8 protein-coding genes are annotated in these 16,113 nt (G+C 61.5%); 3 read left to right on the top strand and 5 right to left on the bottom strand.

Translation table 11 applies throughout. The annotated features are described in order from the left end of the window. Nucleotides 1–18: 18 nt before the first annotated feature. The 3 genes from BV106_RS34650 to BV106_RS34660 all read right to left on the bottom strand — a co-directional run bounded on the left by BV106_RS34650 (nucleotide 19) and on the right by BV106_RS34660 (nucleotide 2,603). Nucleotides 19–516, bottom strand: a complete 498-nt coding sequence (locus BV106_RS34650; protein ID WP_265596388.1) for a YcxB family protein — start codon at nucleotides 514–516, stop codon at nucleotides 19–21. A 185-nt stretch (nucleotides 517–701) separates the two neighbouring features. Then, entirely contained in the window at nucleotides 702–2,003 is a 1,302-nt protein-coding gene (locus BV106_RS34655) for an argininosuccinate synthase (protein ID WP_038172781.1), read from the bottom strand. Between the two features lie 126 nt (nucleotides 2,004–2,129). After that, nucleotides 2,130–2,603, bottom strand: coding sequence for a hypothetical protein (locus BV106_RS34660; protein ID WP_038172783.1), 474 nt, complete (start codon nucleotides 2,601–2,603; stop codon nucleotides 2,130–2,132). A 147-nt stretch (nucleotides 2,604–2,750) separates the two neighbouring features. On the opposite strand from BV106_RS34660, the gene BV106_RS34665 reads away from it, so the two are divergent. The 3 genes from BV106_RS34665 to BV106_RS34675 all read left to right on the top strand — a co-directional run bounded on the left by BV106_RS34665 (nucleotide 2,751) and on the right by BV106_RS34675 (nucleotide 6,604). Continuing rightward, on the top strand, nucleotides 2,751–3,518 hold the full coding sequence (locus tag BV106_RS34665) for a sulfite exporter TauE/SafE family protein (RefSeq protein WP_051946959.1): 768 nt from the start codon (nucleotides 2,751–2,753) through the stop codon (nucleotides 3,516–3,518). Nucleotides 3,519–3,674: 156 nt separating this feature from the next. Next, the gene (locus BV106_RS34670; RefSeq protein ID WP_038172785.1) at nucleotides 3,675–6,002 is read left to right on the top strand and encodes an FdhF/YdeP family oxidoreductase; all 2,328 of its coding nucleotides are present in this window, start codon (nucleotides 3,675–3,677) and stop codon (nucleotides 6,000–6,002) included. Then, on the top strand, nucleotides 5,999–6,604 hold the full coding sequence (locus BV106_RS34675) for a hypothetical protein (protein WP_038172787.1): 606 nt from the start codon (nucleotides 5,999–6,001) through the stop codon (nucleotides 6,602–6,604). Before BV106_RS34670 ends, BV106_RS34675 begins: the two co-directional genes overlap by 4 nt. Before the next feature lie 158 nt (nucleotides 6,605–6,762). On the opposite strand, the gene BV106_RS34680 is transcribed toward BV106_RS34675, so the two are convergent. Further along, nucleotides 6,763–7,245, bottom strand: a complete 483-nt coding sequence (locus BV106_RS34680; RefSeq protein ID WP_038172789.1) for a hypothetical protein — start codon at nucleotides 7,243–7,245, stop codon at nucleotides 6,763–6,765. Between the two features lie 198 nt (nucleotides 7,246–7,443). Continuing rightward, on the bottom strand, nucleotides 7,444–16,041 hold the full coding sequence (locus tag BV106_RS34685; RefSeq protein WP_265596389.1) for an RHS repeat-associated core domain-containing protein: 8,598 nt from the start codon (nucleotides 16,039–16,041) through the stop codon (nucleotides 7,444–7,446). Between the last annotated feature and the right edge of the window lie 72 nt (nucleotides 16,042–16,113).

Consider the following 16,113-nt stretch of genomic DNA (forward strand, 5'->3'; position numbering starts at 1 on the left):
TTGGGATTTCACCCGTGGTCACGCGAGCTTAAAAGGAATGTTGTGATCCTTCACAAGAGTCTTTAGCTGGCCAATTTCTTCTTGGTTCTTGAAGGCTGTCCTGGGAATCCAATGGGCCAATCTTGGTTGAGGAAAGAGCAGGAATCCCTTTTTGGTTTCCCGCACCAGGATCAGCTTGCTCCACACAAACTCACTCCTCGCCCCCACCGTTTCACTCACAAGTTTTTCCTCATCAAATGTCCATTGGATGGTCTGCCCAATTGCAGGAAAACTCTTGGCCCTTTGCATGATCAAAAGCCTCGTGAGGAGCGGAACACTGAGCATGAACAGCCCAAACACGAGCGTTCCGAGCCCTGCAGAAAACCGCGACTCCTGATACATCATCCAGATGGCCGTCAAGACTGCAAAGAAGCCAATAGCAGGCAACATCCAGCGAGAGGACGTAACCGCTTTGGTGACCTCGACTGTGGAGTCGACGGCCATTTGTTTCGTGAAAAGAAATTCAATGGTCAGCATGAGTCGGCTTTGGCTGTTCACCCACCTCTTACACCAACCTCCTTCCGCGGGCAAATGACAGTCACCGAAGCCATCGACCCGTGATGGTCAAAACCAAAACGGGCAGACAGCCGAAGCCATCTGCCCGCAAGCACCACGAAACTCCATTGAAGTTTCGTGTTTGAATTTTGAAGTTTACCCGCCGTTTACTTCTTCTTCGCAGCCTTCTTGGCCTTGGGAGCCTTCGCTACCGTCGCCGCCTTCTTCGGAGCCTGCGCATTCACCTCGGCCTCCACGGTGGCCCCCACCTTGAGGCGCAGGCCGTTCAGGCGGATGAAGCCGGTGGCGTCGTCCTGGTTGTAGGCCTTGGTCGGGTCCGCTTCCATCGTGGCGATGTGCGGGTTGTACAGGCTGTAGGCGGACTTGCGGCCGGCAGCGTAGATGCCGCCCTTGTAGAGCTTCACACGCACCGTGCCGGACACGTTCTTCTGGCTCTCCGTCACCAGGGCCTGGAGGGCGAGGCGCTCCGGAGCGTACCAGAAGCCGTTGTACACCAGGGTGGCGTACTTCGGAATGAGGCTGTCACGCAGGTGCATGACTTCGCGGTCCATGGTGAGGCTTTCGATCTGCCGATGGGCGAAGTGCAGGATGGCACCGCCGGGCGTCTCATACACGCCGCGGCTCTTCATACCGACGAAGCGGTTTTCCACCATGTCCACACGGCCCACGCCGTGCTTGCCGCCCAGCTTGTTGAGCGTCTTCATCACCTGGAGGGGGCTCAGTTCCTTGCCGTTCACGGCCACGCAATCACCCTTCACGAACTCCAGCGTCACATACTCCGCCTTGTCGGGAGCGTCTTCCGGAGCAACGGAGAGGGTGAACATGTCCTTGTTGGACGGGGCGAAGGCGTCGAACCAGGGGTCTTCCAGGATGCCGGCCTCAAAGCTGATGTGCAGCAGGTTGCGGTCGCTGGAGTAGGGCTTCTTCGCGCTAGCCTGCACCGGGATGTTCTTGTCTGCGCAATACTGAATCATCTCGGCACGGCCGGGGAAGGCGGTGCGGAAACGCTCGTCACGCCAGGGGGCGATGATTTCGATCTCGGGTGCCAGAGCGGCGGCGGTCAGTTCGAAACGGACCTGGTCGTTCCCCTTGCCAGTCGCACCGTGGGCGATGGCGGTGGCGCCTTCGGCCTGGGCGATCTCCACCATGCGCTTGGCAATCAGCGGGCGGGCAATGCTGGTGCCCAGGAAGTACTGGCCTTCATAGATGGCTCCGGCCTGCATCATCGGGTAGATGAAATCACGGGCAAACTCCTCCTGGAGGTCGTCGATGTAGATCTTGGAGGCGCCGGTCTTCTTGGCCTTCGCGTTCAGCCCCTTCAGCTCGTCGTCCTGGCCGATGTTCGCGCAGAACGCGATGACTTCTGCGTCATAGGTGTCTTTGATCCAGGAGAGCAGGACGGAGGTGTCGAGACCGCCGGAGTAGGCCAGAACGATTTTCTTTTTCATGCTGAAGGGTTGGAGTGGAGCTGTCGGGGGAGTCGGTTTGAAATGAACCGCCAAACAAACACTGATTTGCCCCGTCATCAAGGGCGGACGCGGAGTCTGGCCAAAATGTCAACTGCCATGCCGTGCTCAGTCCCGCAGCGAACGCCAGGCCAGCCAGCCTGAGAACAGGCTGCAGGCAGCCAGCGGCAGAGCGCCCAGCCAGGCGGCCTCCCCACGCATGGGACCCCAGAGGGTCATCGCTTCCGCCTGTTGCCACCAGGAGCGCCAGGCTTCCAGCGTCACCAGCGCGCAGGCCCAGAATGCCAACCGCTCACCGCGCACGATGATGGCGTAAAACGCTACCGCGACGAACAAGAGCCAAAGCACGCCCCACACCGAGGCGGCCCCGCCCGCCACCGACATGAGCCAGGAAAACGGCACCAAGGCCACATTGACGAAAGGAAACTCAAACTCCACCTTGCCGTCGGTCCAGTGCAAAGCTCCTAAGACCGCGCCGGCAAAGTGGCCCGCCCAGCAACAAGAAGCGAACACGAGCGCACGCCCCCACACGGAGGTGATCCCCTCAAAGAAAACAGTGACTTGATCGATGGAGTGCCGCATCAAATCGCTTCGGGGAGAAGCGAGGGCCGGGCAAGCAGACTCTGGTAAATCTTTTGCTTTTTATCGACAGGGCGACACCGCGCGTCATGGTCATGCGATTGCTGCTTGGCATTTCCCAATTCCGGTCCATCGCTCAGTCCTGCCTCCATGCCCGATCTCCTCAGCCACACGCTTTTTGCCGGCCACCCCGAAGTACTGTGGCTGGCCATTATTGGAGCGCTCTGCATCGGCATGGCCAAGGCAGGACTGGCAGGCACGGGACTGGTCAGCGTTCTCCTCTTTGCCCAGGCGTTCGGGGCCAAGGCCTCCACCGGAGTGGTGCTGCCCATGCTCATCGCTGCGGACCTCATGGGCTACTACCTGCTGCGGGGCAGCGGGAAGTGGCGGCAGATCATCCCGCTAGTTCCCCCCGCCATCCTGGGGGTGGTCATCGGCTGGTGGCTGCTGGACCTGCTGGACAATGCCACCGCCCGCCTGGCCATCGGCTGGCTCATCATCGCATTGCTGGCAGTGAAGCTAGTGCTGGACTGGAAGCGGGACCAACTGGCCGAACTGCACAAGCACCCCGTTTTCACCGCCATCTTGGGAATTGCCGCTGGCATCGCCACCATGCTGGCCAACGCCGCCGGGCCTGTGATGACCGTATACCTGCTGGCGCAGCGTTTTGAGAAGAGCGAGTACCTGGGCATTTTCAGCCGCTTCTTCCTCTTCATCAATCTGGTCAAGGTGCCCTTCAGCGCCCAGATCGGCCTCATCACCGGCCCCACCCTGCTGACCAATCTCTGCCTGCTGCCCGTCGTCTTCCTAGGTGCTGTGATCGGCTGGCGCATTGTGAAGATTCTGCCCCAGAAGATCTTCGAGTGGGTGATGTTCGTCTTCGCGCTGGTGGCAGCCGTTCGGCTGGTGCTGGCGTAATCTCCCATGGGGGGTGACGCGGCAGCCCTACCCCCCACCGTTCCCGCCGATGTCACCTCAGCGGGCCTGTCCCGCAAAGAGGCCTCACGTTCCAGTCTTGTAAGCCCGGCGAACCACGTCCAAAATAGCCCCAGGTTCGCTATTCCCCTGCTCACCATGTCTTCCCGTCCTGCGCCCCCCCATGAGCCTGTCCTGCCCGCCGCCCAGCCGCCGGAGGAGCACACCGGCATCCATGTCGGCAGTCCCTCTCATGCTGCAGCAGGGCTCCCTGCGGTTCTGTCCTCCTTGAACCACGTCTTCGGCCAGGCCGGCGTGGTGCGTGGGACTGAAGCGCTGCTCAAGCTGAACCAGAAAAACGGCTTCGACTGCCCCAGCTGCGCCTGGCCGGATCCGGACGACCACCGGGCCCCTGCGGAGTTCTGTGAAAACGGTGCCAAGGCCATCGCCGCCGAGGCCACCACGCGGAAGGCCACCCGGGACTTCTTTGCCCGCTACAGCATCACGGAACTGGCGGCCGAGTCAGACTACTGGCTGGAGCAGCAGGGACGTCTGGTGGAGCCGATGCTTCTGGAAGCTGGCGGCACACACTACAAGCCCGTCTCTTGGGATCAGGCATTCCAGATCATCTCCACAGAGCTGAATCAGCTCCCGTCTCCAGACGACGGTGTCTTCTACACCAGCGGCCGCGCCAGCAATGAAGCCGCCTTCCTCTACCAGCTGTTCGTCCGCCAGTTCGGCACGAACAACCTGCCCGACTGCTCCAACATGTGCCATGAGTCCAGCGGCTGCGCCTTGAAGGCCACAGTGGGCGTGGGAAAAGGGACTGTGCGTCTGGATGACTTCGCCCAAGCGGACACCATCCTGGTCGTGGGGCAGAACCCGGGCACAAACCATCCGCGGATGCTGAGCACCCTGCAGGCCGCCGTGCGGAAGGGGGCCAAGGTCATCGCGGTGAATCCCCTCATCGAGCCCGGGCTCCTGGGCTTCAAGCACCCGCAGGAGGTCAGCGGCATGATGGGCCTGTCCACCAAGCTCACCACCCAGTACCTGCAGGTGAAGGTGAATGGCGACATGGCGCTCTTCCGCGGCATCGCCAAGGCCCTCCTGGCGCTTGAGGAGGCCTCGCCTGGCAAGGTGCTCGACGACACCTTCCTCCGTCAGCACACCACAGGCTTCGCCGAGTACGCCACGCTGGTCCGCCAAACCTCGTGGTCAGAGATCGTGGACGGCAGCGGCATCGCGCAGGAGGAGATCGAGAAGCTCGCCCGTCAGCTCGCCGGCGGCCAGAAGCGCGTGATATCCTGCTGGGCCATGGGCCTCACCCAGCACCGGAATGCTGTCGCCACCATCCAGGAAGTGACCCATGTGCACCTCATGCTGGGCGCCCTGGGCCGACCTGGCGCGGGCCTGTGCCCCGTGCGCGGCCACAGCAACGTGCAGGGAGACCGCACCATGGGCATCTTCGAGAAGATGCCCGATGCCTTCCTCGACAAGCTGGGGCAGGTCTTTTCCTTTAACCCACCGCGCCACCACGGGTACGACGTGGTCATGGCGATCAAGGCCATGCACGAGAGCCCGGGCAAGGTCTTCATCGGCCTGGGTGGGAACTTCCTTTCGGCCACACCTGACACGGAATTCACCGCCACCGCTTTGAGGAATTGCCATCTCACCGCGCAGGTTTCCACCAAGCTCAACCGCAGCCACCTCATCACCGGGAAACGCGCCCTCATTCTGCCCTGCCTGGGCCGCTCGGAGATGGATTACCAGAGCGGTATGCCCCAGTTCGTGACCGTGGAGGATTCCATGAGCGTGGTTCACATGAGTCAGGGCAATCTGCGGCCCGCCAGCGACAAACTCCTGAGCGAGACCATGATCGTGGCCCGCATCGCCGAGGCCACCCTGGCCAAGCAGACCAGCGTGCCCTGGACTCAGCTTGCCTCCAACTACGACCTCATCCGCGAGAAGATCGAGGCTGTCATCCCCGGGTTCGAGAACTTTAACGAGCGCGTCCGCCGCCCCGGCGGATTCTACCTGCCCAACGGCGCACGCGAGCTCACCTTCGACACCCCGGCACGCAAGGCCACCTTCATCGCCAACGCCCTGCAATCCGTGCAGCCGGAGCCCGGCCAGTTTCTCCTGCAGACGCTGCGCAGCCATGACCAGTTCAACACCACCGTATACGGTCTGCATGATCGCTATCGCGGTATCAGCAACGAGCGCCGCATCATTTTCCTGAACCCGGAAGACCTGCGCGGCCTCGGCATCCTGCCGCTCCGCCCGGTGGATATCACCAGCCATTGGCAGGGGCAGACCCGCCTGGCGCGCAACTTCCTCGCCATCCCGTATGACATGCCCCGGGGCAGTGCTGCCGCTTATTTCCCAGAAGCCAATGTCCTGGTGCCGGTGGACAGTACAGCGGAGCAGAGCAACACGCCCACATCCAAGTCGGTGATCATCACCGTCGCCCCCGCTGCCTCCGCATGATCAAGTGGGGCATCGGTGTCCTGGTGCTCGGAGCGCTGGTCTGGTATCAGACCACCCGAGCCCCCGTCACCCACGCCCCGGGAGTGCTCGTGCCCAGGGAGCCGGAACAGATCGCCCTCACGAAGGAGGAGCCCCCCATCCTGATTCAGGGTTGGACCCTGAAACCCCTCGCCTGGTTTGACATCCAGGCCCGGGTCTTGGCCAAGGAGCGCTACACCGGCGACTCCCCCGCCCTGCTCGCCCCCTACGACCTCGCCCTCGGCTGGGGCCCCATGTCTGACACCGCGGTGCTGGAGAAGCTCGACGTCTCCCAGAGCAACCGCTGCTACCACTGGCGCTACTGGGGCACCAGCCCCATCCCGGAGACGGAGATCACCCGCCACAGCGCCAACATGCACCTCATCCCCGCCACGCCTGCGGTCGCGGATGTCCTCGCCACTTTCCGCACCGGCTCCGTGGTGAAGCTTACCGGCTACCTCGTCGAGGCCACTCATCCCCAAGCCAGCCATCCCTGGCGCAGCTCGCTCACACGGGATGACACCGGACAGGGGGCCTGCGAGATCATCTACGTGAAGTTCGCACGGGAGCTCTCGGATAAGTAGACACGAAAACTGGAGAGAGATCCGTAGAGGGATGCCTTCGAAGTTAGGGCGACTGCTTCGATTGCCAGGTCAAGGTACTTGACCGGGATGCAATGCAAAATTTGTACGCTTGCAATTTCTTGTGGCACCCGCATCTCGCCCCCACACCCCCTATCCCGTCAGCCAGCCAGAGTGCCCTGCAGCCTGGGCCATTCAACATTCTTCTTTGCTAGATAAGGCCCCAGATCTCCCGGCTGCAGTTTGAGGTATTCTTCCATGCCTCTCACATCCTCGGGATTGCTGGTCCGCTTGATGTAGTAGAGGGTATGGTTGAACCCGTGGATCCGGTAGTCCGGATCAAACTTATCAGGAGGGTAGTATTGCGGCGGTGGGCAGGAGGCCTCCTCGCTCTCAAAGGCGCGGTGGCCCAAGACAGATGCCGGCGTAGGATCATCGTCATACACCCAGAGTCTGGCAAAAAATGCGGGCTCAAAGCCACTCACCTCATCCAAACTGACCAGCCCCCTCGACAGCACCGGCAGCACGCCAATGGTCCGATCACGGTAAAATCGGGCATAGCAATACTCATTGGCCCCTGTCGCGATGGCGACATAGTCCCCGGGTTTGGTTTTCCGCAATGTCGCTTTGGGTTTGCTGGCCATGGTGTCCGATCCCTATTTCCTGGCATCTCTGCCTGCAACTCATTTCGCGGACTGTCTCTCTTAAGATCCTGCGTACTGCACGCAACAGACCAATTCCATCCCGTGAGACGACTGGACGGGAGAAACTTGGCTTGAGCAGTGCCCAAGCTCTATTTCTCCCGCCCATCAACCGATCGTGATTACAAGCCGAAGCGTATCTTATCTGCGAGGGCAAGGCAGATCCAGCGACCCACTCTGGTTAAGTGTCTGTGCTGCCCGCAGGTAGTCATCCCGCATCCCGTTGGACGCACTGATCGGTGCAATTTGTCGCACGGCCTGTTCATTCAGCACCGCCCGGTCGTACCAGATCTGCTCTGCACCGCGAATCGCCTGGTACTCGATAGAGCCTCTGCCGATCGTGCTTTGGACATGGGCCACGACGTCTGCGCTATTGAAGTCGAGTCCCCGATGATGCCCCCCACCGAACCGATATTCGAGCACTTCTCTACCGCTGACAAGCCCAGGCATGCTGGCCCGGCCTGTATAAATCAGGTTCGTCCCCGGTATGGGGGCCTGGTAGATGATGTAGGTCCTCGGTCCCGGGTTGGTGTTGTGCACCAGCACCGGCACCTTGCCCGCCATGACGAAGAAGGTGTGAATGTTGGCCACACTCAGGTTGTATGTGGCGGATATTCTTTCCTCGATCTTCGTGTCCAGCACCCGGGAATCACCCCCGCTGGCATCAGCCAGGATGTCATTGGGTTGAAGGTTGCAGACCTTGATCCAACCGCGGTTTTTCGTCCAGAACGGGTGTCCCCCTGTCGCCTTCAGCCTGCCATCCGGCAGCCCATCCTGGTCCTTGTCCACCCGCACTTCGTACAGGTGATCTGACCAGTTTTGATGCAGTGCCAGCACTCTCTGGGGTGCCGCAGCCCGTTCGTCTTCCGGATCATCGGCCATGATCCAGTCTCCCTCCCGGATAGTTTCCACAGGGCGGGTTGAGCCATCACCCATCAGTACCGGAGTGCCCGGGGCAAAGCAGTAGCCCGGCAGGCCACCACCCGTGTGCATCTTCCTTTCCACGATGGCGCTGACGATGGCCGGTATCACATATCCAGCGCGATACTCCCAGCTGGCATCCTGTCCGCCAGACGCCTCTTTCAGGACAAACTGGATGTCCGCGCCCACGTTGCGATTTCCCTCATAGACATCGAACCCGTAGTTGGAGATCGTATCGGCAAAGCCGTTGCGAGTGGAGCCGTAGATGTCATCCGCCAGATCCCTGTCATAGACGGACGTGAGCTGGTATCCCACCTCAGACGTGAAGCCCGCCATACGGTGATATCCCGTGCCGTACAGGTCCTCCGCCAGATCATTGTCAAAGACTGTGACTGCGGCATAACCCAAGGTATGGCCGATCGTCTCTGCACCCTCCCAGAATCCAACAGCGAGATCCTTCGTACCGCCCCACAGCCCGCTAAAGAAGCCCGTCTTGGGCTGTGCGGCTGGCGGCACCGCCGACTGCGCACTGCCGACGCTACTGCTGCCGCCACTGTTCCAGGACTCGCTGTAGATGCCATAGGACGTACCCAGCACCGGAGAGCTCCAGATGTTGATGGCGCTTCTGCCTTGTGGATCCACGAAGTTGATGGGGTCGCCACCCGCATAGTCGTAGAGAGACATACTCGCCTCATGCCCCATGGGATCCGTGGAGAGGAACCGCCCGCTTGCAGACTCATAGTACCGCGCTCCCATGTGATAGAAGCCCGTCACATCCTGCCTCTTCCCACGCCAGCCAAACGCGCGCCACACGCTCAAGCCATCCGGTATGGATGGGCTCCACGAACCAGACAACGGTCCATACCCGCCGAAGCGTGCATCATTCCATTCGAACGTCAGAGTCCCGCCAGCGGCCGCACTCAGCGTGGCCGCCCTGGCAAAGCCCACGATGTGGCCGTAGGCATCATCCACCGTGCCCACCGCTTGGGCATTGGCCTCATTGACCAGAGCCTCCAGTCCGCCCATGCCTACCAGGCCGCCGTAGCCGCCGCTCAAGTCAGGGCCGTGAACCTTCCACCAGCGCTCCCTGACCGCAGCGCCGCCAGAGCCTCGTATTACCTCGATCCCGACTTCCAGGAACTCAACCAGTGGATCGTACCATGAGCGCTCCGTCACCTGCGCCGTGCTTTGATACAGGTTGCCACGCTTCGGCACATACTTGGTCTGCAGCCTGCGGCCAAAGCCATCATACACCGCCGTCCATTCGTAGCCAAAGCCGCCAAACTCCTCCTGCACCACCTTCACCAGACGGCCAAACCCGTCCCAAGTGAGGCTCTGCGAACGGCCGTTCTGGGCAAAGCCCCCCGCGATGTGTCGCTGGGTCACATTGCCATCGTCATCAAAGAGGTTCTCCACGCCAAAATGCCGTACCCCCAGGTTAAACGTCGCATTCGCCTGGGCGCTAAACAGCCCGCTGGGGTGGTTCCCCTTGGCCAGCAGATTGTAGCCGCCCGCCGGCATCCACATCTGCCTGCTCCACGCTCCGCTGGTGAACCGGGTCGCCGCCGCATGCTGTACTTCGCTCAACTCACTCTTGGTGTTCACCACCAGCTCCACGTTCTTCGCCCCCTTGGCCGTTCCCTGCGCGGTCAGCCCCAGGGTTTCGAAGCCGCTCACTTCCCGCGTCACGCGGCCCAGGGCATTGAGGCCGGCACCGCCCTCCATCCCGGCATCATTTACCAGGAACAACTGGCTGCCCGTGCTGCCAGACGGAGCCGGCGTTTCACGCCCGGTGTAGATCCCCAGACCGCCCGGCTGGCCGTAGTCATGCTCGTGCAGTTGGGTCCTCGCACTCTGGCCGTCACCGGGCACCCAGCTCTCGCTGATCAACTGGCGCCGCTGGGCACTGTATTGGTAGTTTCTCGCATCCTGCCAGGTGGCCGTGCCCGTGCCGTCGTTCGCTGTCAGTCGGGTGGCGGCGTAGCTGGCTTGACGACTGTCGGAGGTCCACGAGATGGCCTCTGCCACCACGTCCACGCTGCGCCCCGTCAGACGCGTCTGCGCCGCCAGCACCCGACCGCGGTTGTCCCGGCCGCCACTGCCCGGCACTGTGTAGGTGCGGAAGGGGTTGCTGCGAGTCTTGAGCAGGCCGCTGTCGCCATAGGTGTAATTGAAGGTGCCACCCCCAAGGGTCACCTGCGCCAGCAGGCCATCCGCACGGTAGCCAAAGCCCCAACTGCCCCCGGCGCCGCTTCCCAGGGCTGAGACATCCCCTCCCCGGGCCAGACCGTTGCGACGTCCGGAGCCGTCATAAGTGTTGGTGAGATGGGAGACCACCACGCCATCCAGCTTGGTCTTCTCGTACTCCAGATGCCCCTGCCCGTCATAGGCGCGCAGGATCTCCGTGACCCCGGCTGCTGTTGTTTCCTTGACATGGGTCACCTGCCCCCGCAGATCATAGGCCAGCATCTCCCGCTTCACATAGGTCGGGCTCCCCACCGTGCCCACCGTCGTAGCCAGGATCCTCTGCCAGTCATCATACGTGCTGGTGTGCACCAGGCCACGCGGATCAGTGAACTGCTTGAGCATCCCCTTCTCCTTGCCCGCCGTGTAGAACTGGTAGGTGTGGTAGCGCCGGCTCTGCACGCCCCCACTCCCCTCCAGGTAGCTTTCCGCAGGGCGCCCTGCCGCATCCAACGTCGCCACTTCCTTCAGCCCTTGAGGCATGAGGCGCTCCACCTTCTGCCCGCCCCCGCCCAGGTTCGTGTAAACATACTGGGTGGCAGCCCCGTCTGGCAGCAGCGTCAGAGCCATCCGGTTCATCCCGTCGTAGCTCGTCTTCGTCGTCTGCCCAGATTCGTCTGTGACCGCGGCTGCATTCCCCGCTGCATCATACTCCGTGCGTGCGTAGGTTCCGTCTGCGTTTTTGACAAGGACCGTCCTGCCCGCCGTGTCTGTCCAGGTTGACTGGGTCAGTTGCTCCCCTCCTGAGCCAGTGGTGGACGTCACTTGGTGGGAGTCCAGGCTGTAGGTCGAGACAGACTGAGTGATGATGGTGTTTGCAGCATTCCTCACGGTCACGCTCACCTTCCTCCCCAGTGCATCGCAGATCGTTTCCGTGCTCTCGCCCAGGCTGCTCACCGCCTTGTTCTTCAGACCGGCGGCGTCATAGGACACGGTGGTGGATTGAGCGGCACTCGTGGCACCAGAGGCTGGCAGCACCGTCGTCATGGCGCGATCCAGCTTGTCGAACGTGCTCGTGGTCACATGCCCGACAAAGTTCGTCGAGCTGACCACGTTCCCCCTGCGATCCGCCGTCGTGACCTCACTGCCCTGCGTTTGCGCGCTGGCATTTTTGAGGGTCTTCGTCGTGGTGCGAGTCGCGTCGTTGTAGGCATACTCGTGGTACTGGTGCTCGCTCACGGGCTCCCGCTTGATCCTCCCGTCCAGATAGTAGCGCCACTCCAGCTCCGTCCCGTCCGGATTGATCTGCCGTCTTGGTCTCGCATCAGAGGTGAAGAACTTCTGCGTGACCCCTCCGCGGGAATCCGTCTGCGTCACCTTCAGCAACGCATCATCATAGGCAGTCGTCTCCGTTGCCAGCAGGGTTCCGCCATTCTGCCAGTCACCCTGGTAGGCCTCCGTGAGGATCTTGCGGCCAATGCCGTCGTAGCCCGCCTTCCCCGTATGCCCACGGGGGTCCATGATCTTGATGAGATCGCCAAAGAGGTTGTAGAAATACTTCGTCGTGGCGTACTGCTCCACTCCCGGCACAGCCTCCACTCCCGTGCCGTCCGCCTTCGCCCGGGAGCGCCAGGACACCTGCTCCACCTTGCGTCCCGCGCCATCGTACCGGGTGTAGGTGTAGTCCTCCGGGTTGGTCTTTGAACCATCCGTCCACTCCACCTCCCCGGTCAGGTTGTAGTAGGTGTAGTTCCAGCCCAACTGCGTGCCGGACTCGTTCAGATTCTCGACCCACAAGCGGCGGCCCATGTCATCATAGGCATAGCGGTTCACCTTCTTGGCCACCACACCATCCATCACCCGCTCCTCCACCAGCTCGCCCCGCAGATTGTGGGAGTACTCGATGACCAGGTCAGGGTAGTTTGTCTGATCCACCTGGCCGCTGTAGCCCGTTCTCTTGGTGATGAACCCACGTGCATCCTGCTGATACACCGTCACCGCCTCTTCCGCTGTGCCCTCGGCCATCTTGGTCGTGTAGACCATGCCCTTGCAGAACGGTACCTGGGCTTGATTGGAAGGGTTGCTGAAGGCATCCTGATAGCTCGTGGTGGATGCCTTTAGCACCGTGCCAGAGGCATCCTGGTTCTCCACCCGGGTCACTGCATAGGGTCGCGCCGCATCCTGGTAGTAGTACCGGGTGCGCCTGCCCGTGGCCAGACCCGTGGTGGGATTCGGATGGGTGATCAACTCCGGAAGGTGCAGGCTGTTGTAGATGGCGGTCGTCACTGCCACATCCGTAGAAACGCCATCACCGTCAAGGTCCCCCTTCACACGGATCTCCGTCGCATCGCCGCCGCTGTTATAGCCAAACTCCGTGCGCACTCCCCCACGGTTTTGCAGCGATTTCAAGGCACCCGCAAACGCCCCCGGCACCCCGTTGGTCACATCCAGTGCCGTGTACCACTCCTGCTCCATCTTCGGATTTGTGCCCGTACCCGTCGCGGCATTCGTCACCGTGCTCACCGGGTCAAAGACCTTGGTCAGCCGGTTGTTGGTGTAGTAGTAGATGGTCTTGCGGTTGTACGCGTCCAGGATCTCCGTCCGGCCGGTCGTCATCCCGTTCGCATCCTCACTGTTGAAGTAGCTGTAGGTGGCATTGCGCACCGCCTCATAGGACTCCGCGGCAGGCAAGGCCTGGTTGTTTCCTCCACTGTGCTTGCCCACCGTCGCCCGCTGCTGCACCACACGCCGCAGGTGCGATGTCTTGCCGATCTTGTCGCTCCCGGCACCGATGGCATTCCCCTCCAGGTCCAGGTCGCCCTGCACATAGAGCTGGTAGTCGCTCTCCACCGTCCGGCCGCCAGGACGGATCTCCTTCTTGATCAGGTGGGTGGACGACCATGCCGTGTTGCTGGTGCTCCCCACCTTGCTCTGCTCATGGAGGTAGTCGTATCGAACCCACGCGTTGTCCGGCAGCGTCACCTCCACCAGGTCACCAGAGCCGTCATACCGGTAGGAGATGCGCCGCCCGTCCCCTGTATAGATCTCCACAATGTGACCATACACATCGTACTTGAACCCGTAATAGTTGCCATTGCTGGCCTGCACCCGCGCCAGCTCACCGTAAGAGGAATTTGACGTCGCCACATACCACGGATCCCCCGAAACCCCGTCGCCAAAGAACTTGAAATCGAGGTAGTTGCCAGCCGAGTCTGTCCAGCGCTTCAGATACGGCCGTTCGCGGCTGATGGCAGGGCTGGCGCCAAAGACGGGATAGCTCCGCTTCTCATAGACCCGCGTGCTCCCATCTGCCCCATACAACGTGTACGTGACCACACCGCCCGGGCTAGTGCGCAGGATCCGGTTTCGGAAGAGATTGCGTACAGATCCCAGCTCCAGCCCGTCACCGTTGGTGAGATGGGGGTTGTCCTGGGCGCGCACCGTCCATTCCTCCTGCGCCAGGTTCGCCGTGTTTCTGGCATACACGATCACAGAGCCATCCAGCTCGGCCACCTGCAGCTTGTCAGTACCATCCACCGGCACCATGTAGGGGAAGTAGGACATCTTCCATCCGTAGCCAAAGTGACCGTACGCGCGGGACTGGCTGCTGTAGTTGCGCCGGATCTGGAGTGGGATCGGGCCCGGCAGGGTCAGATCCAGCTCATCCGCATACAGCTCCCCGGTGATGGAGTTTACCGGGTCCCCTACGAAGCCCCCGTAGCCAGACGACCCGTAGTAGTCACCAAAGGTGAGCGTGCTGCTCGTGTTGCCCAGCAGCATGCCGGTGCTGACGTTGCTCAGAAACTGGCTGCCGAGCGAGCCCGACGGCGTGCTGTACACATCGTAGTACCACGAACTGCTGCTGGAGAGGAAACCACCTGACGATCCCAACAGGCTGGCCACACTGGGTGTGGAGCTCATCGACCAGCTGTCCGAGAGAAAGCCATAGCTGGGCGTATAGGCAGGCTGGGGTGAGAAACTCAACGTGCCGCCGCTGGAGATGCTGATCGTGGAGTTGCCAAAGCTCAGGTTGGAGGATGAGTACGTGTTGGAGCCGCCGAACAGCCAGTTCGAAGCGCCACCATTGATGCGCCCGATCAAAGCCCCCGCCTGGCTCTTGCCAATGATGAGCGCCCCCATGCCCTTCCACTGTCCGGCCGCACCCGCCACCGGTCCGGGCGTGATGAAGACACGTGCCAGGTTCTTGTCCCACCCTGCAAAGGCCGCCTCCACGCTGGTCCACAGGCTGGGTGCCCAGTTCTGCAACGTCTTTGTCTGCGATTCAAAGGAGTACGTCTTCGTCTTCTCCGTCACGTAGTTGTCTGCCGTAAGCTCAACCACGTTGGTGTTCACGTTCCCATCCTGCTGCACCCGATGGATCAGATCCACCGTGGAGACTGCATCACTGTCCTCCACCTTGATGTATTGTTTGATGGTGTGGTGCTCCAGAGCAGAGATCTCTGCGATGAACAGGTTCGTCATGAAGTCCGCCCCCGTGATCATCCCCTGGCCGCCCGCATCTGGTCGCAAGTCCCCATAGCCGGCCCAGGCCGTGCGGCTGAAGTTCATATCCACGACCGGGTACACCAGATTGGGCCGCTTGGCCGCCTGGTTGGGCACCGTCACCATGATCGGGTCACGTGTTCCATTCAGCTCCGCCCCCAGCTGGGCAAACCCGTGGGCGCGCATCGACACCGCATGAACCTTGAACGTGTCCTTCAGCGTTTCAAATGAGCGGGACACACGTTGATAGTAAGACATGCCCATCAGATAGGCCATGGTGCCCTGGATCAGGTCGTAGTCCGGATTGATGCTGGAATTCGCAGCCCGTTCCTGCTCATGCTTCCAGAACGGCTCCAGGTGAACCTTCAGCATCCGGTCCGTCACCCTGCCCGTGTTCAGACAGAAGGCATTCAGATCGCCCAGATTGAAATAAGAAGTCGTCGCGCTACCAGCTTGAGCCGTCTGGTTGGGACCAAAGTCCAGGTTCGTGATGCCTGCGAAGTGGCTCCAGCCGCCCAGCAGATTTTGATCCGCAACACCCACCGGTCCGCCATAGTTGCGCTGGCGGTGGTAGGTGACCTTGAAGCTGAACTGGTCATCCACCGTGCTGACATGCTGCGTCGTCACCTGCTTCTTGCGCAGATACGCATCCGTCCCGTAGGTGTAGTTGCCCGTGCCGGAGTCCGGATTCTCCAGGTCGAACGGCTGCATGGTGAAGGTCATGTCATAATTGCCCGCCTGGGCCCGGGGAGCAATGCTCACCACCGCCCGCCGGTTGTGCATGTCCATGATCCGCACCCCATTGATGACCGCCTTGTTCGTGGGAAACTGCACGCTGGCGATCTCAATGTCCACTGTGTCAAACCTCGAACCATCCGCACTCACGCGGTCGCTCTGCGTGTACGTCCCCGTGGTCGTGTTGAACTGCGTGGGCTGCGGGAACTCCTTCCACTGCACGCGGTTGAACTTCCGGTTGCGGAAGCGCACCCCCAGGCTGTCCTTCGCCAGCCCCGGCCAGTTCTGCTGCAGGCCCTTGTCCAGATCCTTCAGAAAGATGTTCCCCGGCGTGCGGTCCTCCGCATCCAGCGTCCAGAGTGGGTCATTGGCCTCCGCCTTCAGGTACTTGCGCACCCACTCACGGATACTCTTCGTCCCACTCGGCAGATACCCTTCCACGGCCAGCCCTTCCACCACCTCCGTGTC

It is taken from the genome of Verrucomicrobium sp. BvORR106 (genome assembly GCF_000739655.1).
Lineage (GTDB): Bacteria > Verrucomicrobiota > Verrucomicrobiia > Verrucomicrobiales > Verrucomicrobiaceae > Verrucomicrobium.